Source organism: Shinella sp. M31 (assembly GCF_049199205.1).
Taxonomy (GTDB): domain Bacteria; phylum Pseudomonadota; class Alphaproteobacteria; order Rhizobiales; family Rhizobiaceae; genus Shinella.
Genome location: NZ_JBLZPH010000079.1, coordinates 158,187 through 176,280, shown reverse-complemented (window position 1 = coordinate 176,280; position 18,094 = coordinate 158,187). Strand labels below are relative to the sequence as shown.

General features: G+C 64.4%; 19 protein-coding genes. 11 read left to right on the top strand and 8 right to left on the bottom strand.

From position 1 onward, the window contains the following. Positions 1–94: 94 nt before the first annotated feature. Together ACOZKU_RS13490 and ACOZKU_RS13485 are read right to left on the bottom strand one after the other, a co-directional pair. Positions 95–703 carry a transglutaminase-like cysteine peptidase gene (locus ACOZKU_RS13490; protein ID WP_421579350.1) on the bottom strand — a complete coding sequence of 203 codons (609 nt, stop codon included), beginning with the start codon at positions 701–703 and terminating at the stop codon, positions 95–97. Between the two features lie 124 nt (positions 704–827). Beyond that, complete coding sequence (locus ACOZKU_RS13485; protein ID WP_421579308.1) at positions 828–1,643, bottom strand: alpha/beta hydrolase; 816 nt, start codon at positions 1,641–1,643, stop codon at positions 828–830. A 236-nt stretch (positions 1,644–1,879) separates the two neighbouring features. Between ACOZKU_RS13485 and infC the strand changes: the two genes are divergently transcribed. The 6 genes from infC to pheT all read left to right on the top strand — a co-directional run bounded on the left by infC (position 1,880) and on the right by pheT (position 7,784). Continuing rightward, positions 1,880–2,416 carry a translation initiation factor IF-3 gene (infC, locus tag ACOZKU_RS13480; RefSeq protein WP_314091065.1) on the top strand — a complete coding sequence of 179 codons (537 nt, stop codon included), beginning with the start codon at positions 1,880–1,882 and terminating at the stop codon, positions 2,414–2,416. 227 nt (positions 2,417–2,643) lie between these two features. Continuing rightward, positions 2,644–2,847, top strand: a complete 204-nt coding sequence (gene rpmI, locus ACOZKU_RS13475) for a 50S ribosomal protein L35 (RefSeq protein WP_117367528.1) — start codon at positions 2,644–2,646, stop codon at positions 2,845–2,847. Positions 2,848–2,885: 38 nt separating this feature from the next. Further along, positions 2,886–3,290: a 50S ribosomal protein L20 gene (gene rplT, locus ACOZKU_RS13470; protein ID WP_117367527.1), complete on the top strand. Its 405-nt coding sequence runs from the start codon at positions 2,886–2,888 to the stop codon at positions 3,288–3,290. Between the two features lie 101 nt (positions 3,291–3,391). Then, the gene (locus tag ACOZKU_RS13465; protein WP_421579307.1) at positions 3,392–4,258 is read left to right on the top strand and encodes a serine/threonine protein phosphatase; all 867 of its coding nucleotides are present in this window, start codon (positions 3,392–3,394) and stop codon (positions 4,256–4,258) included. Next, positions 4,251–5,336 carry a phenylalanine--tRNA ligase subunit alpha gene (pheS, locus tag ACOZKU_RS13460; protein WP_421579306.1) on the top strand — a complete coding sequence of 362 codons (1,086 nt, stop codon included), beginning with the start codon at positions 4,251–4,253 and terminating at the stop codon, positions 5,334–5,336. Before ACOZKU_RS13465 ends, pheS begins: the two co-directional genes overlap by 8 nt. A 21-nt stretch (positions 5,337–5,357) precedes the next feature. Further along, the gene (pheT, locus tag ACOZKU_RS13455) at positions 5,358–7,784 is read left to right on the top strand and encodes a phenylalanine--tRNA ligase subunit beta (RefSeq protein WP_421579305.1); all 2,427 of its coding nucleotides are present in this window, start codon (positions 5,358–5,360) and stop codon (positions 7,782–7,784) included. 250 nt (positions 7,785–8,034) lie between these two features. Here the strand turns inward: pheT and mbfA are convergent, their stop codons facing one another. After that, positions 8,035–9,018 carry an iron exporter MbfA gene (mbfA, locus tag ACOZKU_RS13450; protein WP_421579304.1) on the bottom strand — a complete coding sequence of 328 codons (984 nt, stop codon included), beginning with the start codon at positions 9,016–9,018 and terminating at the stop codon, positions 8,035–8,037. Positions 9,019–9,182: 164 nt separating this feature from the next. Between mbfA and ACOZKU_RS13445 the strand changes: the two genes are divergently transcribed. Beyond that, entirely contained in the window at positions 9,183–9,962 is a 780-nt protein-coding gene (locus tag ACOZKU_RS13445) for a lipo-like protein (protein ID WP_421579349.1), read from the top strand. Positions 9,963–10,009: 47 nt separating this feature from the next. On the opposite strand, the gene ACOZKU_RS13440 is transcribed toward ACOZKU_RS13445, so the two are convergent. Further along, complete coding sequence (locus tag ACOZKU_RS13440) at positions 10,010–10,732, bottom strand: pyridoxamine 5'-phosphate oxidase family protein (RefSeq protein ID WP_421579303.1); 723 nt, start codon at positions 10,730–10,732, stop codon at positions 10,010–10,012. Positions 10,733–10,824: 92 nt separating this feature from the next. On the opposite strand from ACOZKU_RS13440, the gene ACOZKU_RS13435 reads away from it, so the two are divergent. Beyond that, positions 10,825–12,117, top strand: coding sequence for a PLP-dependent aminotransferase family protein (locus tag ACOZKU_RS13435; protein ID WP_421579302.1), 1,293 nt, complete (start codon positions 10,825–10,827; stop codon positions 12,115–12,117). Here the strand turns inward: ACOZKU_RS13435 and ACOZKU_RS13430 are convergent. The 4 genes from ACOZKU_RS13430 to ACOZKU_RS13415 all read right to left on the bottom strand — a co-directional run bounded on the left by ACOZKU_RS13430 (position 12,114) and on the right by ACOZKU_RS13415 (position 14,895). Beyond that, entirely contained in the window at positions 12,114–12,839 is a 726-nt protein-coding gene (locus tag ACOZKU_RS13430; protein ID WP_421579301.1) for a type 1 glutamine amidotransferase, read from the bottom strand. The genes ACOZKU_RS13435 and ACOZKU_RS13430 overlap by 4 nt on opposite strands. 124 nt (positions 12,840–12,963) lie before the next feature. Then, the gene (locus ACOZKU_RS13425) at positions 12,964–13,140 is read right to left on the bottom strand and encodes a hypothetical protein (RefSeq protein ID WP_244760111.1); all 177 of its coding nucleotides are present in this window, start codon (positions 13,138–13,140) and stop codon (positions 12,964–12,966) included. A gap of 96 nt (positions 13,141–13,236) precedes the next feature. Then, positions 13,237–13,665, bottom strand: coding sequence for an RbsD/FucU family protein (locus ACOZKU_RS13420; RefSeq protein WP_314090678.1), 429 nt, complete (start codon positions 13,663–13,665; stop codon positions 13,237–13,239). Then, positions 13,666–14,895: an ROK family transcriptional regulator gene (locus ACOZKU_RS13415; protein WP_314090680.1), complete on the bottom strand. Its 1,230-nt coding sequence runs from the start codon at positions 14,893–14,895 to the stop codon at positions 13,666–13,668. A gap of 290 nt (positions 14,896–15,185) precedes the next feature. Here ACOZKU_RS13415 and ACOZKU_RS13410 point away from each other — a divergent pair, with 290 nt between their 5' ends. The 3 genes from ACOZKU_RS13410 to ACOZKU_RS13400 form a co-directional block, all read left to right on the top strand. Further along, a complete protein-coding gene (locus ACOZKU_RS13410; RefSeq protein ID WP_421579300.1) occupies positions 15,186–16,211 on the top strand; it encodes a sugar ABC transporter substrate-binding protein in 1,026 nt (341 codons plus the stop codon). A gap of 264 nt (positions 16,212–16,475) precedes the next feature. Then, the gene (locus ACOZKU_RS13405; RefSeq protein ID WP_314090685.1) at positions 16,476–17,567 is read left to right on the top strand and encodes an ABC transporter permease; all 1,092 of its coding nucleotides are present in this window, start codon (positions 16,476–16,478) and stop codon (positions 17,565–17,567) included. Continuing rightward, positions 17,567–18,094 (top strand): ATP-binding cassette domain-containing protein (locus ACOZKU_RS13400; protein WP_421579299.1); only part of this gene is annotated, 528 nt, incomplete at its 3' end. The genes ACOZKU_RS13405 and ACOZKU_RS13400, both read left to right, overlap by 1 nt.

Here is an 18,094-nt window from a genome sequence, read left to right as displayed (position 1 = left end):
GAAGAGAGAGTGTGCCCTGGGATAACCTACACCCAAACAAAAAGGCCGCGGATCGCTCCGCGGCCCTTCGGCAGCCCCCCGCCGTAAAATGTATTTACTGGCCGACCGACGACACCATGACGGCATCGCCGTTTTCGATGGAGACCCAGCGGCCGGCATGGAACGAGGCCTGGCGCTTCAGGAAGCGGTAGGGCGTCGTCGTCCAGAGCTTTACCTCGTTGTTGAGGTTGTCGAGGATGAAGTCGCCCTCAGTGGTGCGCAGCGTCAGCACGGCATGACCCTCGCCATCCGGCTTGCGCACGACCGTGATCAGCAGGTCGCCGACGGCAAAGCCCTTTTCCATCAGCTTCTTGCGCTTCAGGAGGACGAAGTCCTCGCAGTCGCCGGCGCCATCGGGATAGGACCAGAATTCGTCGCGACCGTGCAGCTCCTTGTCCGTCATCGGCGTGATGTCGCGGTTGACGCTGGCATTGATCTGGCGAACGACGGACCAGCCGAATTCCGTGACTTTGGCGGGCGCCTGGTTGCGCACGCCGGCCTGGCATTCGGATTTGTTGGTCTGGCAGAATTCGTAATGGCCAATTGGCTGCGAGGTCACGCCACCTGTCTTCATGGACAGGGCCGACGCGGGCGCCGTGAAAGCCGAGGAAGAAGAAATGAGCAGAGCAAAAAACGCCGCCGCCCCAGCCTTCGCACCAATCATTCGTGCCATGTAACGTCCCCTAATCGTTAACAAAGAGTTAACGGTGCAGGGGGCGTCTCGTCAATCATCAGAATTGGCGATGCCGGAATATGGTTAAGATGTGATCGGCGCGCCACGCTTCCCGTTACGGAAGACGAGCCAGCCCCTCCGCAGCTTCGAGAATCTTGGCGATATCCTGCGGCCGCGACAGGCGGTGGTCGCCGTCGCGGATCATGGTCAGCACCACGTCATCGCCGGACAGATGCTCCATCAGCCGCACGGCATGGGCATAGGGCACGTCGGGGTCCGCCATGCCCTGCAGGATATGCACCGGGCAGCCGGTTTCGATGACACCAGTCAGCACGCGGTTTTCCCGCCCGTCCTCGATCAGCTTCAATGTATAGATGTTGGGATCCGGACCGTAGGGCGTCGGCTCCTCGAACTGGCCGCGTTCGGCAAGGGCGGTGCGCTCGGCCTCCGTCAGGTTCGGCTCGATCAGCTCCGAGGTGAAATCCGGCGCCGGCGCGATGAGGACGAGGCCCGCAATCGCGATATCCTTGCGCTTGGCAAGCTCGGCCACGGCGCGCAGCGCAATCCAGCCGCCCATGGAGGAACCGACCAGCACGACGCGGCGGGTGCCGAGTGTTTTTACGGCATGCTCTATGACGGCAAGCGCCTCCTCCAGCCAGCGCGAAATCGTGCCGTCGATGAAGGCGCCGCCCGAGGCGCCGTGGCCGGAATAATCGAAACGGATTGCGGCCGTGCCGATCCGCGCGGCAAGGGCGGCGAGCTCCACGGCCTTGGTGCCGCTGATATCCGAGCGGTAGCCGCCGAGCCAGACGAGATGGGCAAGCGTGTTGCCGCTAGCGGCCGGCTGGAGTGCCATGGCGATCTGCCGGGCCGCCTCGCCCGTGCCGACCGTGATGAAATCCGCCCTCGCGCCGTTGCCGTTTGCCGCCATCGTTCCTATCTCCTGTCCGTGCGCCGACCCAGGCAAAAGCGCCTTTTTGCCGGTCTTTAGCCCCGACCTAGACCAGATTCGCGCGTGCAAGGACAGGTGGTGATTTTTTCCGCGCCGCGTGCTATTGACTTCACAAGCGCGATCAACACATTGCCGAAAATGCCGTCCATCCGGCAAAACGGCCTGGTCGCCGCACAGATTCATATCGTTCGAAACAGTTCGAGGAGAACACGACCATTCGCAGACCCTTTAAAGCGGAAGCCCCCGTCAAAGACGGCCCGCGTTCCAACCGGGAAATTCGTATTCCCCGCGTCCAGCTCATCGATGCCGAAGGCACCAACCACGGCACCGTTCCCACCGATCAGGCACTCCGCATGGCGGAAGAAGCCGGCCTCGATCTCGTGGAGATTTCGCCCAACTCCGAACCGCCCGTCTGCAAGATTCTTGATCTCGGCAAGCTGAAGTATTCCAACCAGAAGAAAGCAGCCGAAGCGCGCAAGAAGCAGAAGATCGTCGAGATCAAAGAAATCAAGATGCGCCCGAACATCGACACGCACGATTACGACGTGAAGATGAAGGCGATGAACCGCTTCTTCGAAGAAGGCGACAAGGTGAAGGTGACGCTGAAGTTCCGCGGCCGCGAAATGGCGCACCAGGAACTCGGCATGAAGCTTCTCCTGCAGGTCAAGGAAGACACGCTGGCGATCGCCAAGGTCGAAGCCGAGCCGAAGCTCGAGGGACGCCAGATGATGATGGTGCTCGCACCGAGGTAAACCCTCCGGCTTTTCAAGCCATCCGGATCAAGCCGCCTTTTTTTGGGGCGGCTTTTCCATTTCCGCCTCTGGAAAATTCCGTTTTGCGGAATCCGGTTGCGCTTTAATAGGACTTCGGTTACAAGCCGCCGTCCGAACGGTCCGGCAGGGCATGCCGTGGCCGTTCTTTACGCTGGAGAGGCGCCTTCGTCAGCACCTCTCGAATTCAAGAAGAATGGAGTAGCAAAATGCCCAAGATGAAGACGAAATCGTCTGCCAAGAAGCGGTTCAAGATCACCGCGACCGGCAAGGTCGTCGCTGCCGCTGCCGGCAAGCGCCACGGCATGATCAAGCGTTCCAACAAGTTCATCCGCGACGCACGCGGCACCATGGTGCTGGCCGAGCCGGATGGCAAGAAGGTGGTCAAGAACTACCTGCCGAACGGTCTCTGAGACTCATCGCGCTTTTGAAACGTTAAGGAGATCATGACATGGCACGTGTAAAACGCGGCGTAACTTCCCACGCCAAGCATAAGAAGACGCTGAAGGCAGCCAAGGGTTTCTACGGCCGCCGCAAGAACACCATCCGCGCCGCCAAGGCAGCGGTTGATCGTTCGAAGCAGTTCGCCTACCGCGACCGCAAGGTCAACAAGCGCAACTTCCGCGCTCTCTGGATCCAGCGCATCAACGCTGCCGTCCGCGAGCACGGCCTGACCTACGGCCGCTTCATCGACGGCCTGAACAAGGCTGGCATCGAAGTTGACCGCAAGGTTCTGTCGGACATGGCAATCCATGAGACCGAAGCTTTCGGCGCGCTCGTCGCAGCCGCCAAGAAGGCTCTGGAATACCTCAAGGACGCCGGCACGAAGAACGAGTTTGAGACCGCCGTCAACTAACCGGCGCTCACAACAAATCTTCGCTTCGTTGTGAAACCCGCGCCGGGGAACCGGTGCGGGTTTTTGCTTTCAACCAGGATCGCAGCCCTAGGATCGCAACCATGGACGGCAAGCTCAGCATGCTTGAGACGATCCCCCGGATGACCGACGGGGACATCGAGACGCTGCTTGCCGCGCTGACGCGCGAAACACGCCGCGTCGAGCGCGTGGACCTGTCCTTCGGCGCCGTCTGGATCAAGCGCTACGGCACCGAGCGCCCGCCGGTCTGGACGAAGGCGCAGACGGGGCTGTCCCGCCTGCTCGGCCAGCCGTTCCTGCGCCCCTCCCCCGCGCTCGACAGCAAGGGCATGATCGCGCGGGAAATCCGCCGCATCGAGACCTTTGCGCAAGCCGGCGTGCCGGTGCCGCACGTGCTTTATTCCTCCGGCAGCGCAATCGTTCTGTCCGATGTCGCGCCGACGGTTACGGCCCGCCTCAAGGCGCTCGCCGCGACCGATCCCGCCGCCCATGACGATCTGCTCGTGGCTTGCGCTGCCCATCTCGGCGCGCTGCATGGCAAGGGCCTCTGTCACGGACGGCCGCATCCGCGCGATTTCTTCATCGCAGGCGAGGCGATCGGCTTCATGGATTTCGAGGAGGAGCCGGAGGCGGCCATGCCGCTTGCGACGGCGCAGGCGCGCGACCTCTGGCTGCTCTTCCTGCAGATCGCCGACCGCGCGCTCTTCGGTCGCGAGACCGCCGATCGCGCCTTTGCCGCCTGGCGCCGTGCCGCGCCGGCCGGGATCGACGATGAACTGGTGAAAATGCTCCGGTTCCTCGGCAAGTTTTTGTCGCCAACCCGATTGATCGGGCGCGTGCACATGGGTAGTGATCTCCGGCGCTTCCTCGCCGCAACTGGCTACCTATCCGAGGTTCTCCTGAACGCTCCCCGCCCGGCCGACGCAAGCAAAGCAGGTAAAGATGACTGAACTCGACACTTTGGAACAGCAGCTCCTCGCCGACGTTGCCGCAGCCTCCGACGAGGCGGCGATCGAAGCCGTGCGCGTCTCCGCACTCGGCAAAAAGGGCTCCGTCTCGGAGCTCCTGAAGACGCTCGGCACCATGTCGCCGGAAGAGCGCCAGACGCGCGGTGCGGCGATCAACGCACTGAAGACGCGCGTGACGGACGCCATCACCGAGCGCAAGACTGCGCTGCGCGATGCCGCCATCGACGCCCGCCTCAAGGCCGAGACAGTGGATGTCAGCCTGCCGGTGCGCTCCTCGCCGGCCGAGCGTGGCCGCATCCATCCGATCAGCCAGATCGTCGACGAGATTACCGCGATCTTCGCCGATATGGGCTTCTCGATCGCGGAAGGTCCCGATGTCGAGACCGATTACTATAACTTCACGGCGCTGAACTTCCCCGAGGGCCACCCGGCCCGCGAAATGCACGACACGTTCTTCTTCCCGGCGGACGAGAACGGCGACCGCAAGGTGCTGCGCACGCACACCTCGCCCGTGCAGATCCGCACGATGGAAGCGCAGAAGCCGCCGATCCGCATCATCATCCCCGGCAAGACCTATCGCCAGGACAGCGACGCGACCCATTCGCCGATGTTCCACCAGGTCGAAGGCCTCGTGGTCGACAGACAAGCCAATGTCGCCAACATGCGCTGGGTGCTGGAAGAGTTCTGCAAGGCCTTCTTCGAGGTCGACAGCGTCACCATGCGCTTCCGCCCGTCCTTCTTCCCCTTCACCGAGCCGTCCTTCGAGGTCGATATCCAGTGCGACCGCTCGTCTGGCCCGATCGTCAAGTTCGGCGAAGGCACCGACTGGATGGAAATCCTGGGCTGCGGCATGGTCCACCCCAACGTGCTGCGCGCCGGCGGTCTCGACCCCGACGAATACCAGGGCTTTGCCTGGGGCATGGGCCTCGACCGCATCGCCATGCTGAAATACGGCATGCCGGATCTGCGCGACTTCTTCAACGCCGACGTCCGCTGGCTGAGCCATTACGGTTTCCGCCCGCTCGACATGCCGACTTTGTTCGGCGGCCTCAGCGCGTAACGGCATCCAAGGAGAAAAATCATGAAATTCACGCTCTCCTGGCTGAAGGACCACCTCGACACCGATGCTTCGCTCGACGAGATCTGCGCGAAGCTGACGGCGATCGGCCTTGAAGTGGAAGACGTCGACGACAAGGCGGCCTTCAAGCCCTTCGTCATCGCCAAGGTCGTCTCGGCCGAACAGCACCCGAATGCCGACAAGCTGCGCGTCCTGATGGTCGATACCGGCAAGGGCGACCCGATCCAGGTCGTCTGCGGCGCGCCGAATGCGCGTGCCGGCCTTATCGGCGCCTTCGCCGCCCCCGGCACCTATGTGCCCGGCATTGATGTCACGCTTTCGGTTGGCAACATCCGCGGCGTCGAAAGCCGCGGCATGATGTGCTCGGAGAAGGAACTCGAAATCTCCGACAATCATGACGGCATCATTGAGCTTCCGGCCGATGCGCCTGTCGGCCAGAGCTATGCCGGCTATGCTGGCCTCGACGACCCGGTCATCGAGATCAACCTGACGCCGAACCGTCCGGACTGCACGAGCATCTACGGCATCGCCCGCGATCTCGCCGCTTCCGGCCTCGGCACGCTGAAGACACGCAAGGCCCCGTCCTTCCAGGTCGAAGGCGAGACGCCCGTCAAGGTGAAGCTGGAGCTTGGCGGCGACGATCATCTGTGCCCCGGTTTTGCGCTGCGCCTCGTGCGCGGCGTGAAGAACGGCCCGAGCCCGCGCTGGATGCAGCAGCGGCTGCTGGCGATCGGCCTTCGCCCGATCAACGCGCTCGTCGACATCACCAACTACATGACGTTCGACCAGGGCCGTCCGCTGCACGTCTTCGACGCGGCCAAGGTGAAGGGCGACCTCGTCGTGCGACGCGCGGCCGAGGGTGAGAAGGTGCTGGCGCTCGACACGCGCGAATACACGCTGAACCCGTCCAACGTCGTCATCGCCGACGACAATGGCGTCGAATCCATCGGCGGCATCATGGGCGGCGAACATTCGGGCTGCGACGAAAACACCGTCGACGTGCTGATCGAATCGGCCCTCTGGGACCCGATGAACATCGCCAAGACCGGCCGTTCGCATGGCATCATCACCGATGCGCGCTACCGCTTCGAGCGCGGCGTGGATCCGGAATATATGGTGCTCGGCCTCGAGCGCGCCACCGAACTGGTGCTCGAACTCTGCGGCGGTACGCCGGCCAAGACGGACGTCATCGGCTACAAGGGCTACACCGCCAAGGTTGTCGATTTCCCCTTCTCGGAAGTGAAGCGCCTGACGGGCCTCGATGTCTCGGAAGCCGAAAGCGCCAACATCCTGACCCGCCTCGGTTTCACCGTCACAGGCTCCGGCGAGCGCGTCTCGGTCGCGGTTCCCTCGTGGCGTCCTGACGTTGACGGCAAGGCTGACCTCGTCGAAGAGGTCATGCGCATCCATGGCGTCGACAACATCAAGCCGGCCCCGCTCGAAAGCCACGGTTCGGTCAACGGCCGCATCCTGACGACGCTGCAGATCCGCTCGCGCCTTGCCAAGCGGGCGCTCGCCGCGCGCGGCATGCTGGAAGCCATCACCTGGTCCTTCATCCCGAAGGCCCATGCCGAGCTGTTCGGCGGCGGCGCGCCGTCGCTGGCGCTATCGAACCCGATCGCGGCCGACATGTCCGACATGCGCCCTTCTCTGCTGCCGGGCCTGCTCGCAGCCGCCCAGCGCAATGCCGACAAGGGCTATGGCGACGTTGCGCTGTTCGAGGTCTCCGGCACCTATGAGAACGACCGGCCCGAGGGCCAGCGCCGCGTGGCCGGCGGGGTGCGCCGCGGCACGGCAACGCTTGCCGGCGCCGGCCGCCTCTGGTCGAATGCCGCCAAGGGCGGCGGAAAGCCGGTCGATGTCTATGACGCCAAGGCCGATGCGCTTGCCGTGATCGAGGCCTGCGGCCTGCCGATGGGCAATGTGCAGATCGAGCCCGGTGCGCCGGCCTGGTATCATCCGGGCCGCTCCGGCACGATCAAGATGGGGCCGAAGATCGTTCTCGGCTATTTCGGTGAGTTCCACCCGAAGGCGCTCGGCGCGCTCGACGTGTCCGGCGCGCTTTGCGGCTTCGAGATCTTCATCGACGCCATGCCGGAACCGAAGAAGAAGGCGACCCGCACCAAGCCGGCGCTCGACCTTTCGCCGTTCCAGGCCGTCAAGCGCGACTTCGCCTTCGTCGTCGACAAGACGGTGGAAGCCGGCGCCATCGTGCGGGCTGCCACGGCCGCGGACCGCAAGCTGATCTCCGCCGTCAACGTCTTCGACGTGTTCGAGGGCGCATCGGTCGGCGACGGCAAGAAGTCGATCGCCATCGAAGTCGTCATTCAGCCCATCGACAAGACGCTGACCGACGAGGATTTCGAGGCGCTGACCGGCAAGATCGTCGGCAATGTCGTGAAAACGACCGGCGGTACGCTGCGCGCCTGATCAAGACCGAAACGGGGCGGCAACGCCCCGTTTTCCATTTCGTGAGGGATGGTCGTAATTTGTGAACGCACTGTCATCGGCAACTGCATTGCGGATTGGTTAGCAAGACCTTAATCCCCTCCTCAGGAGGGACTACGAGGTCGAAATGGAATCACTTGCCAATCTCATTCCCGTCGCCGCCATGGGCTTCGGCATCTATCTTTTCTTCCGCTGGGTCGTGCGCGACATGAATCGCCCGGCCGGGCATTGATCACGCATTGCCGATGAGCACGCCGGCCGCTAGCACGAGGCTGCCGCCCAGCACGACCTGCATCGCCGCACGCCAGAACGGCGTCTCCATGTAGCGGTTCTGGATGAAGGCGATCGCCCACAGCTCCACGAACACGACGAAGACGGCGATGGTCGTCGCCAGCATGAAATTCGGAATGAGATAGGGCAGCGCGTGGCCAAGCCCGCCGAGCGCTGTCATGATACCGGAGGCAAGGCCACGCTTGACCGGCGAGCCGCGGCCGGAGAGTTTGCCGTCGTCATGGGCGGCTTCCGTGAAGCCCATCGAGATGCCCGCACCGACCGAGGCCGACAGGCCGACGAGAAAAGTCTGCCAGGTATCCTGCGTGGCGAAGGCCGCCGCGAAGATCGGCGCCAGCGTCGAGACCGAGCCGTCCATCAGGCCGGCAAGGCCGGGCTGCACATAGGTCAGCACGAATTGCCGCCGCGCCGTCTGGTCCTCTTCTTCTCTCACATCGACAGGCGTGTGCTCCTCGCCGAGCCGCCGGGCAAGCGATTCGTGTGATTTCTCCGCCAGCGCCAGATCGCCGAGCAGTTTTCGCGTCGCGGCATCCTGCGTGCGCGCCGCCGCCGTCAGGTAGAAACGGTGCGCCGCCTCCTCCATGGCCTCGGCCTGCGCCCGGATGCTTTCCAGCGGCATGTTGCCGATCAGCCAGTCCGGCTTGCGCTCGGGAAAATCCCGCACGAATTCGCGCCGCACCAGCGGAATGCGATCGCCGAAGCGCGCGATATGCCGGTCGATCAGCATCTGGCGATGATGACTCTCCTCGGCCGCCATCTCCTCGAAGACACGGGCGGAGTTGGGATAGGCGTCGCGCAGCGCATCCGCATAGGCGAGGTAGATGCGCCCGTCGTCCTCTTCCGAAGAGATGGCAAGCGCCAGGATTTCCTGTTCGCTCAAGGATTCGAGGCTGCGTTTACCGGGGCCGAGAAGACGGGAGAACATCTTTGAGAATCCAGTTTAGAATTATTCTAAGTATAGGATGCGGCGGCGTTTCGTCAACCTCGACAGGATGTCGCGCGCAGGGCTAGAGTGGTGGCCGATAAGACTGCAAGGGATGAGACGTGACCGCCGCACTGAGGCCGCTTTCCGCAAGCCGCGACACGCTGATGGACCGCCTCGGCCGAAAACTCGCCGACCGGCTGCAAAGCCAGACCTCCGGCTACGAACCCTATACCCCCTCCGACCCGGAAACGTTGGCGCGCACGCTGCGGCCCGGCGACATCCTGCTCGTCGAGGGCAATCAGAAAGTCTCGGCGGCCATCAAATATCTGACGCAATCGACCTGGTCGCATGCCGCGCTCTTCGTCGGCGATCAGGTGCCGTTGACGCTGGAGCAGGCGGCTTTGCCGGCCACCGAGCGGCCGCAGCTCATCGAGGTCAATCTCGGGGAGGGATGCGTCGCCGTGCCGCTCACCAAGTATCGCACCTACAACACGCGCATCTGCCGCCCGGTCGGCCTGACGCCCGACGATCGCGACATGCTGGTCTCCTTCATGGTCTCGCGCCTCGGGCTGAAATACGACCTGAAGAACATCACCGATATGCTGCGCTATTTCCTGCCGACGCCGCCCATCCCGGTGCGCTGGCGCCGCCGCATGATCGCCTTCGGCTCGGGCGATCCGACGCGGGCGATCTGCTCGACGCTGATTGCCGAAGCCTTCGAGCACATCCGCTACCCGATCCTGCCCGACGTGACGCGCGCGCCCGGCCACGCCGCCGCCACCTCGACCTATTCGCGCGAAGAGATCTTGCACATCCGCCACCACTCGCTCTACACCCCGCGCGACTTCGACCTCTCGCCCTATTTCGAGATCGTCAAACCCACGCTGGAATACGGCTTCGATTACAAGCGGCTGGAATGGGCGCCAAACCGGGAGGGGCCCTGACCCACGACGGAACATCCGCCGCCTAGACCCCTCTCTGTGGAGACGCCTCAAGCTTTCTCGTAGATCCGCTGACCTTCCAGAAGCGCCGTATCGAGCCGGCCGCCTTCGGAGAAAATCGACAGCGTTTCCGGCCTGTCGACGCCCCCGACCAGCCGGTGACAGACCTGCACCTCCCCGAGCACGGTCGCGACGGGGATGACGCCGGCCCAGATCGGCAAGGCGAAATCCGCCTCGTCGTCGCCGACGCCCTTGGCGCGGACTTTTGCAGCGGCATCGTCGATCACCATGGCGATGACCGTCGTGGCCTTGGCCTCCTGCGGCGTGATGGGGCGCAGGAGCGCGCTACGCTCGGGATAGAAGCGGTCGACGACGTCACGCATCGCCTCGATCTTCTCCGCCTCGTCCTCGACAAGCCGCGCCGTGCCGAAGCACATGGCGGAGCGGTAATTGGCCGAATGGTTGAAGCCGGAGCGGGCCAGTACGAGGCCGTCGAGATGGGCGACGGTGAGGCAGGCAGGCGTGCCGGCCTTCAAGTGGCGCAGCATGCGGCTCGCCGAGGAGCCGTGCCAGTAGAGCGTGTCGCCCCTGCGCCAGAACAGCGCCGGCGTGGCATAGGGCTGGCCGTCGATGACATAGGCGACATGACAGAGCATGGCCGCATCGAGAATGGCATGGACCGCCGCGCGGTCGTAGCTGCCACGCTCGTGCATGCGCTTGACGCGGTTGCGTGGGGTGACGGGATAGGAAGCGGTTTCGGTCTCGGCGGTCATGCGGGTCTTGCCTTTCAAACGGGGTGCAGCCATGGTGCGCCATGCCATTGGATCGAAAAAGCACCAATTCAGCGCAAAATATTAGGACCAATATGCCGGATTGGTCCGCGCTCATTCCCGTCTTGCCGGCGACGGGGAAGCGCACACCTGCACTCTACCGGGAACTGCGGAGGCTGATCGAGGCGGGCGACATTCCGCCCGGCGCCAAGCTGCCGCCGTCGCGCGATCTTGCCGCTCGGTTGAAAACTGCCCGCGGTAGCGTGGTCGCGGCCTTCGAAATGCTGATCGTCGAGGGCTATGCCGAGGCGCGCACCGGCGCCGGCACCTTCGTTGCCGGCCGCGTGCCGACGGTGAGGCCCACGGCACCCGCTCCATCGGAGAGTGTCGCGCCAAAAATGCCGCTGCCGGGTACGCTCGGCGTGGCGATGGCGGATGCCCGCACGCTCGGCCTGTTCCGCACGCTCCTGTCGCGCCACCTCGCCCGCCCCGGCCCGGAGCATTTTTTCTATGGCGATCCGCGCGGCGGCGACGCGTTAAGACAGGCCATCGCCGCCTATCTGCGGCAGGCACGCGGCGTGCGCTGCGAGGCGCGCTCGATCATGATTACGACAGGCATCCAGCAGGGCATCGACCTCGTCATCCGCAGCGCGCTTGCCCCCGGCGACCGGGTGATGATCGAGGATCCTTGTTATCCGAGCGCCCGTGCCGCGCTTGCCGGTGCAGGGCTTGTTCTCACAGGCCTGCCGGTCGACGAAGAGGGGGCGGATATCGGTGAGGCCGCTCCGGGGGCGAAGGCGGTCTATGTCACGCCCTCGCACCAGTTCCCGCTCGGCGTGGCGATGAGCATGCGCCGGCGGCTCGCCGCCATGCAGGGCATGGATGACAGCGGCCGCGTGATCTATCTCGGCACCTTCTCCAAGGTGCTGTTTCCGGGTCTTCGCCTCGGTTACGCGGTGATCCCCGACGCGCTGCTCGACCGGGTCATCGCGCTGCGCATCCGCACCGACCGCAGCCCGCCGACGCTCGCCGAGGCCGCGCTGACCGACCTCATCCGCGAAGGCCATTTCTCAGCGCATCTGAGGCGGGCAAGACGGCAGGCACAGGCCGCACGGGATGCCCTGGTGGCCGGGCTTTCAACGGCGCAGAACCTCTCCGTCGATGTGCCGGACCAGGGCCTGCACCTCGTCGCGGCGCTGCCGGCCTCGCTTGCCGATACGGAAGCGGTCGAGATCGCCCGTCAGGCGGGGCTGGGGGTCAGGGCGCTCTCGGCCATGGCCGTCACCCAAGCGCCGCGACAGGGCCTGGTGATCGGCTTCTCTGGCTTCGCGCCTGATGTGCTGGAGGCGGCCGCAAGACGGTTCGCGGCAGCGATTGCCGGTTTCTAGGCGACGCGGCGCGCTTGCGCCGCGCCAATCGTCGCCACCCAGGCGCGGGCCAAGGCAAGGCCGGTGGCGTCGGCGGCCGGACCGTATTCGGCGGCAAGGGCGTCACGCCGCGCATACCATTCGGGGGCGGTGCTCCGAATCAGGTCCGGGAAGGTCTCGACCCATTCGTCGACGACCGGACGGCTCGCCTCGAAATGGAACTGGGTGCCGTAGATGGCGCGGCCGAGGCGGAAAGCCTGGTTTTCGGCGGCGGCATTGCCGGCAAGGCGAACCGCGCCCTCGGGCAGCGTGAAGGAATCGCTGTGCCATTCGAAGATCGGAAAAGTGCCGGCGGCGGCGGAGAGCACGGGATCGCCGCCGCCCTCGCTGGTGAGCGCCACCTGGCACCAGCCGAATTCCGGATGGGTGCCGATCAGGTTCTCCGCACCATAGGCCCGCGCCAGCAGCTGGCTGCCGAGGCAGACGCCGAGCACGGATTTGTCGGCATCGCCGAAGCGGCGCATCAGGGCGGCGAGATTCGGCAGATAGACGTGGTTTTCGTCGTCGAGGGCATTCTGCGGACCACCCATGACCACGATCGCGTCATGACCGGTCTCGTCGGCGGGGATGGCATCGCCGGCATGGGGGCGGCAGATGTCGAGTTCAGCACCCGCTTCCTCAAGCGCCACGCCGATCTGCCCGAGCAGCGTTACCTTGTCGTTTTCCACCACCAGAACCCGCATGCGATACTCCCTTTCGACGTCGCGCGAGACAATCATGCCCTTTTGCTTCGTTCAAGGGCTGAAACAGAAAGAACCCGGCTCTTTCGAGCCGGGTCAGGCGGGGAGGATCGATGAAAGGACGAAATCAGCGGCAGACCTTGATGCGCTTGATGACCACATTGCCGTAGTAGTCGTAGGACTTGATCTTCTTGATGAAGCAAGTGGGCTGGTAATCGTAGCTGTAGTAGCCGGCCTGCGAGGGGGCCGCGAACGAGACGGCGGCGACGAGGGCAACGGTGGCGGAAACGATGAACTTGCGCATGGGGTCTCTCCTGATCGGTTAAGGATGAGCCTCTCTCATCCGGTGATCTGAAGGTCTCATATCCCTGCGCGCGCCGCTGTTCCTGACGGAACAGGCTCAGGGATAGATCACGCCCTTGCGCAAGATCACGTTGGCATAGAGCCGCGGCTCGCTGGTCTGCACCAGCGTATGGGCGGCGCGCACGCGGTTGTAGAAATCGGCGCCGACCAGCGGCACGACCGGGCGATCCGGCTCGTGGCGGGCGCAGCAGGCGATGATCTCGTGGTGGACGGGCTCCAGCGTGTCGCGCTCCTGGCGGAAGGTCGAGCGGAAGATCGCCTCCTCGACGAAATCGTCGATGGGCATGACCGAGAGCACGGCGTTGATGGCGGGGATGAGCGCGACGCCATCGAGGCGGACGAGGCGGCGGGCATGTTCGACACCGGGATAATTGCCGTCGACGATGGCGATCTCGTCACCGTGGCCCATGGCGCGCAGCGTCGACAGGAGCTCGGGGCTCAGGATGGGGTCGATACCTTTCAACATTCAGGCAAGCTCCTTGAAGAGGACGTTATGGTCCGGAAGATAGCGGGAGAACAGCGGCAGGCTGGCGCCGCCGACCGAGCGTGCCCGGCTGCCGACCGCGCCCTCGACGATCTCGGGCATGGTGACGCCCTGCAGGTCGAGCCGGGCGACGGCGGCCTGCGTGGCGGCGACGACGCGTTCACGCACCCAGGCGGGAAAACCGCCGTCGATGACGACGGCCGAGAAGTCGATGACCGAGGCGGAGGCGACGACGGCTTGGGCGAGTGCCGCCGCCATATCGTCGATCCAGATCTGCAAGGGTGGACCGAAATCCACCCAGTCGTCGGGCGAATACCAGACGGGTTTCGGATCGATGCCGTGTTCGCGCAGCAGATTTTCCAGCCGGTAGATCGAGGCGATCTTCAGGAGCTGCACCGTCTCGCCGTTGCGGCCCTGCACGGGCAGCGGACCGATGGCGCCGGCGGTGCCGGTGCGGCCGGTGAAGAGCGCGGAATTCAGCACCACGCCGCCGCCGATGAAGGAGCCGATGAAGAGATAGAGGAAATCGGGATATTGCGGGCCAAGCCCGAAGACCAGTTCGGCGGCGCAGGCGCTGGTGGCGTCGTTCTGCAAGGTCACGGGATAGGGCACGCGCTTGGCGATCTCGGCCTCCAGATCGACGCCGCGCCACTGGTCCATGTCGGCCTGCGGGGCACCCACCTCGCTTGCCCAGCTCCACAATTCGAAGGGGGCGGCGACGCCGAAGCCGGCGATGCGGGCGCGCTCCTCCGGCGTGATCGACGCTTCGAGCTCCGCCAGCCCATTCTCGACGAAGGCCAGCAGCGAACCGGGCATGGGATAGGGAAAGGTCAGCCGCACCTGCCGGCGTATGCCGCCGACGAAATCCATCAAGACGATATCGGCGCTGCGGCGCCCGATCTTGAGACCGAGCGAATAGACCGCATCCGGATTGAGCCGCATCGGCACGGAGGGCTGCCCGACCTTGCCGCGCATCGGCTCGCCGCGCATCAGGAGACCTTCGGCCTCCAGCGCGCGCATGATCACGGTGACGGTCTGGGCCGAAAGGCCGCTGCGCCGTGCGATATCGGCCTTGGAGAGGCTGCCGTGCCGGCGCACCAGCGACATGACAAGGCGCTCGTTATAGGCGCGCACACGCACCTGATTGGCACCGCCGCTGGGATCGAGGATTTCGGCCGGCGCGGCGGACGCCGTCGCGGCATGTTTGCTCATCGTCTCCTCCCGTGCCCTTCAGGATGCGATGCATCCCTTCAGGTCCTCTTATCGGCTGTCTTTCCGCTCTTCCATCGGAAATGTGCCATCCGGGGTCTGCGCCCCATCCTGATCAGAGCATGCCACATCGAATTAATAATTCAATTCGATTTATTTATTGACAGGCTTTTCTTTTGATGTTTTTCTCAGGCTCGGAAGCAGGGTCGGCTGGCGGAGGAGCCGCACGGCCCCTTGCGACCGGATGGCTCCAGGAGAGGAGCGCATCCCGTTTTGTCCTTGGGAGGATACAGATGAAGAAATCGATCATTTCCGCCGCTCTCGGCGCCCTCGCGCTCGGCGTGGCCTTCTCTTCGCCGGCTGCCGCTGCCGACATCACCGCCTGCCTGATCACCAAGACCGACACCAACCCCTTCTTCGTCAAGATGAAGGAAGGTGCCGAAGCCAAGGCCAAGGAACTCGGCGTTACGCTGAAGGCCTATGCCGGCAAGGTGGATGGCGACTCGGAAAGCCAGGTCGCAGCGATCGAAACCTGCATTGCCGACGGCGCGAAGGGCATCCTGATTGCCGCGTCCGACACCAAGGGCATCGTTCCCTCGGTGCAGAAGGCCCGTGACGCCGGCCTGCTCGTCATCGCGCTCGACACGCCGCTCGAGCCGCTTGATAGCGCCGATATGACCTTCGCCACCGACAACCTGCTCGCCGGCGAGCTGATCGGCAAATGGGCCGCCGCAACGCTCGGCGACGCCGCCAAGGACGCCAAGGTGGCCTTCCTCGACCTGACGCCGTCCCAGCCTTCCGTCGACGTTTTGCGCGACCAGGGTTTCATGAAGGGCTTCGGCATCGACGTGAAGGACATCAACAAGATCGGCGACGAGGATGACCCGCGTATCGTCGGCCATGACATAACCAACGGCAACGAGGAAGGCGGCCGCACCGCCATGGAAAACCTCCTGCAGAAGGACCCGTCCATCAACGTCGTGCACACCATCAACGAACCGGCCGCTGCCGGCGCCTACGAAGCGCTGAAGGCTGTCGGCAAGGAGAAGGACGTGCTGATCGTATCGGTCGACGGCGGTTGCCCGGGCGTGCAGAACGTCATCGACGGTGTCATCGGCGCGACCTCGCAGCAGTATCCGCTGATGATGGCATCGCTCGGCGTCGAGGCGATCAAGAAGTTTGCCGACACCGGCGAAAAGCCGAAGGCCACCGAAGGCAAGGACTTCTTCGACACGGGCGTCGCCCTCGTGACGGACAAGCCGGCAGCAGGCGTCGAGTCGATCGACACCAAGGCCGGCAAGGACAAGTGCTGGGGCTGATGCCCCCGCCGGCCCGGTTCGACCGGGCCGGCCATCCGCCATGGACGGATCGGGTCGCGATAAACGCACCCTTGTTTTGACAATCGCAAAGAGACGTGGGCACCTTTCTTCCCGGCGATCAGCGGCATGGTATTGCCGCTGCGCGGAGGAGGCCGCCCGAAGAAGGCGGCAGGTGCGCAGAACGCGTCTCTACCGATACGTCCACGCACCCATTGTATCCGGCACTGCCGCGACGGTCGGCATCGGAAGGGGAGGAAAAGGATCATGAGTGAGACAACGACGGTCCCGCAGGGTTCGCAACCCTCGCAGGAATTCGAGAAGGTACTGACCGGCAGTTCGACGCAGGTCGCGTCCTTCGATACGAACGACAAGACACCCATTCAGAAATTCCAGCATTTCTTGCATGGCAGCCCTTCTGCCGTGCCGCTCATCGTGCTCGTGCTGTCGGTGGCGGTGTTCGGCGCCATTCTCGGCGGAAAGTTCTTTTCCGCCTTCACCATGACGCTGATCCTCCAGCAGGTGGCGATCGTCGGCATCGTCGGCGCGGCCCAGACGCTGGTCATCCTGACGGCCGGCATCGACCTCTCGGTCGGCGCCATCATGGTGCTGTCTTCCGTCGTGATGGGCCAGTTCACCTTCCGCTATGGCCTGCCGCCCGCCGTGTCCGTCGTCTGCGGCCTCGCCTGCGGCGCGCTCTGCGGCTACATCAACGGCCTGCTCGTCGCCCGCATGAAGCTGCCGCCCTTCATCGTCACGCTCGGCATGTGGCAGATCATCCTCGCCTCGAACTTCCTCTATTCGGCCAACGAGACGATCCGCTCGCAGGATCTCGCCACGCAGGCGCCGCTCCTGCAGTTCTTCGGCAACAACCTAAAACTCGGCGGCGCGGTCTTCACCTATGGCGTCATCGCGATGGTGCTTCTGGTGGGCGTGCTCTGGTATGTGCTGAACCAGACCGCCTGGGGCCGCCACGTCTATGCCGTCGGCGACGATCCCGACGCGGCGGAACTCGCCGGCGTCAACGTCAAGCGCATGCTGGTTTCGGTCTATACGCTCTCCGGCCTGATCTGCGCGCTGGCCGGCTGGGCGCTCATCGGCCGCATCGGCTCGGTTTCGCCGACGGCCGGCCAGTTCGCCAATATCGAATCGATCACCGCCGTGGTGATCGGCGGCCTCTCGCTCTTCGGTGGACGCGGCTCGATACTCGGCATGATTTTCGGGGCGTTGATCGTCGGTGTGTTCTCGCTCGGCCTGCGCCTCGTCGGCACGGACCCGCAATGGACCTATCTCCTGATCGGCGTCCTCATCATCTCGGCAGTCGCAATCGACCAGTGGATCAGAAAGGTAGCAGGCTGATGGCACTCGAACCCATTCTCACCGCCCGTGGCCTGGTAAAACGCTACGGCCGCGTCACCGCCCTCGACAATGCGGATTTCGACCTCTATCCCGGCGAAATCCTTGCCGTCATCGGCGATAACGGCGCGGGAAAATCCTCGATGATCAAGGCGATCTCCGGCGCCATCACGCCGGACGAGGGGGAAATCCGCCTCGAAGGTCAGCCGATCAACTTCCGCTCGCCGATCGAGGCCCAGAAAGCCGGCATCGAGACGGTGTACCAGAACCTCGCTCTGTCCCCTGCCCTCTCGATTGCCGACAACATGTTCCTCGGCCGCGAATTGCGCAAGCCGGGCGTCATGGGCAGCGTGTTTCGCAAGCTCGACCGCACGGCGATGGAAAAATTCGCCCGCGACAAGCTGTCGGAACTCGGCCTGATGACGATCCAGAACATCAACCAGGCGGTGGAGACGCTTTCGGGCGGCCAGCGCCAGGGGGTCGCGGTGGCGCGTGCCGCCGCCTTCGGCTCGAAGGTCATCATCCTCGAC

Bases quoted from the DNA above. Each gene is read 5' to 3' on its own strand.
- ACOZKU_RS13490 (WP_421579350.1), bottom strand. From the start codon at position 703: ATGATTGGTGCGAAGGCTGGGGCGGCGGCGTTTTTTGCTCTGCTCATT.
- ACOZKU_RS13485 (WP_421579308.1), bottom strand. From the start codon at position 1,643: ATGGCGGCAAACGGCAACGGCGCGAGGGCGGATTTCATCACGGTCGGC.
- rpmI (WP_117367528.1), top strand. From the start codon at position 2,644: ATGCCCAAGATGAAGACGAAATCGTCTGCCAAGAAGCGGTTCAAGATC.
- rplT (WP_117367527.1), top strand. From the start codon at position 2,886: ATGGCACGTGTAAAACGCGGCGTAACTTCCCACGCCAAGCATAAGAAG.
- ACOZKU_RS13465 (WP_421579307.1), top strand. From the start codon at position 3,392: ATGGACGGCAAGCTCAGCATGCTTGAGACGATCCCCCGGATGACCGAC.
- pheS (WP_421579306.1), top strand. From the start codon at position 4,251: ATGACTGAACTCGACACTTTGGAACAGCAGCTCCTCGCCGACGTTGCC.
- pheT (WP_421579305.1), top strand. From the start codon at position 5,358: ATGAAATTCACGCTCTCCTGGCTGAAGGACCACCTCGACACCGATGCT.
- mbfA (WP_421579304.1), bottom strand. From the start codon at position 9,018: ATGTTCTCCCGTCTTCTCGGCCCCGGTAAACGCAGCCTCGAATCCTTG.
- ACOZKU_RS13445 (WP_421579349.1), top strand. From the start codon at position 9,183: ATGGACCGCCTCGGCCGAAAACTCGCCGACCGGCTGCAAAGCCAGACC.
- ACOZKU_RS13440 (WP_421579303.1), bottom strand. From the start codon at position 10,732: ATGACCGCCGAGACCGAAACCGCTTCCTATCCCGTCACCCCACGCAAC.
- ACOZKU_RS13435 (WP_421579302.1), top strand. From the start codon at position 10,825: ATGCCGGATTGGTCCGCGCTCATTCCCGTCTTGCCGGCGACGGGGAAG.
- ACOZKU_RS13430 (WP_421579301.1), bottom strand. From the start codon at position 12,839: ATGCGGGTTCTGGTGGTGGAAAACGACAAGGTAACGCTGCTCGGGCAG.
- ACOZKU_RS13425 (WP_244760111.1), bottom strand. From the start codon at position 13,140: ATGCGCAAGTTCATCGTTTCCGCCACCGTTGCCCTCGTCGCCGCCGTC.
- ACOZKU_RS13420 (WP_314090678.1), bottom strand. From the start codon at position 13,665: ATGTTGAAAGGTATCGACCCCATCCTGAGCCCCGAGCTCCTGTCGACG.
- ACOZKU_RS13415 (WP_314090680.1), bottom strand. From the start codon at position 14,895: ATGAGCAAACATGCCGCGACGGCGTCCGCCGCGCCGGCCGAAATCCTC.
- ACOZKU_RS13410 (WP_421579300.1), top strand. From the start codon at position 15,186: ATGAAGAAATCGATCATTTCCGCCGCTCTCGGCGCCCTCGCGCTCGGC.
- ACOZKU_RS13405 (WP_314090685.1), top strand. From the start codon at position 16,476: ATGAGTGAGACAACGACGGTCCCGCAGGGTTCGCAACCCTCGCAGGAA.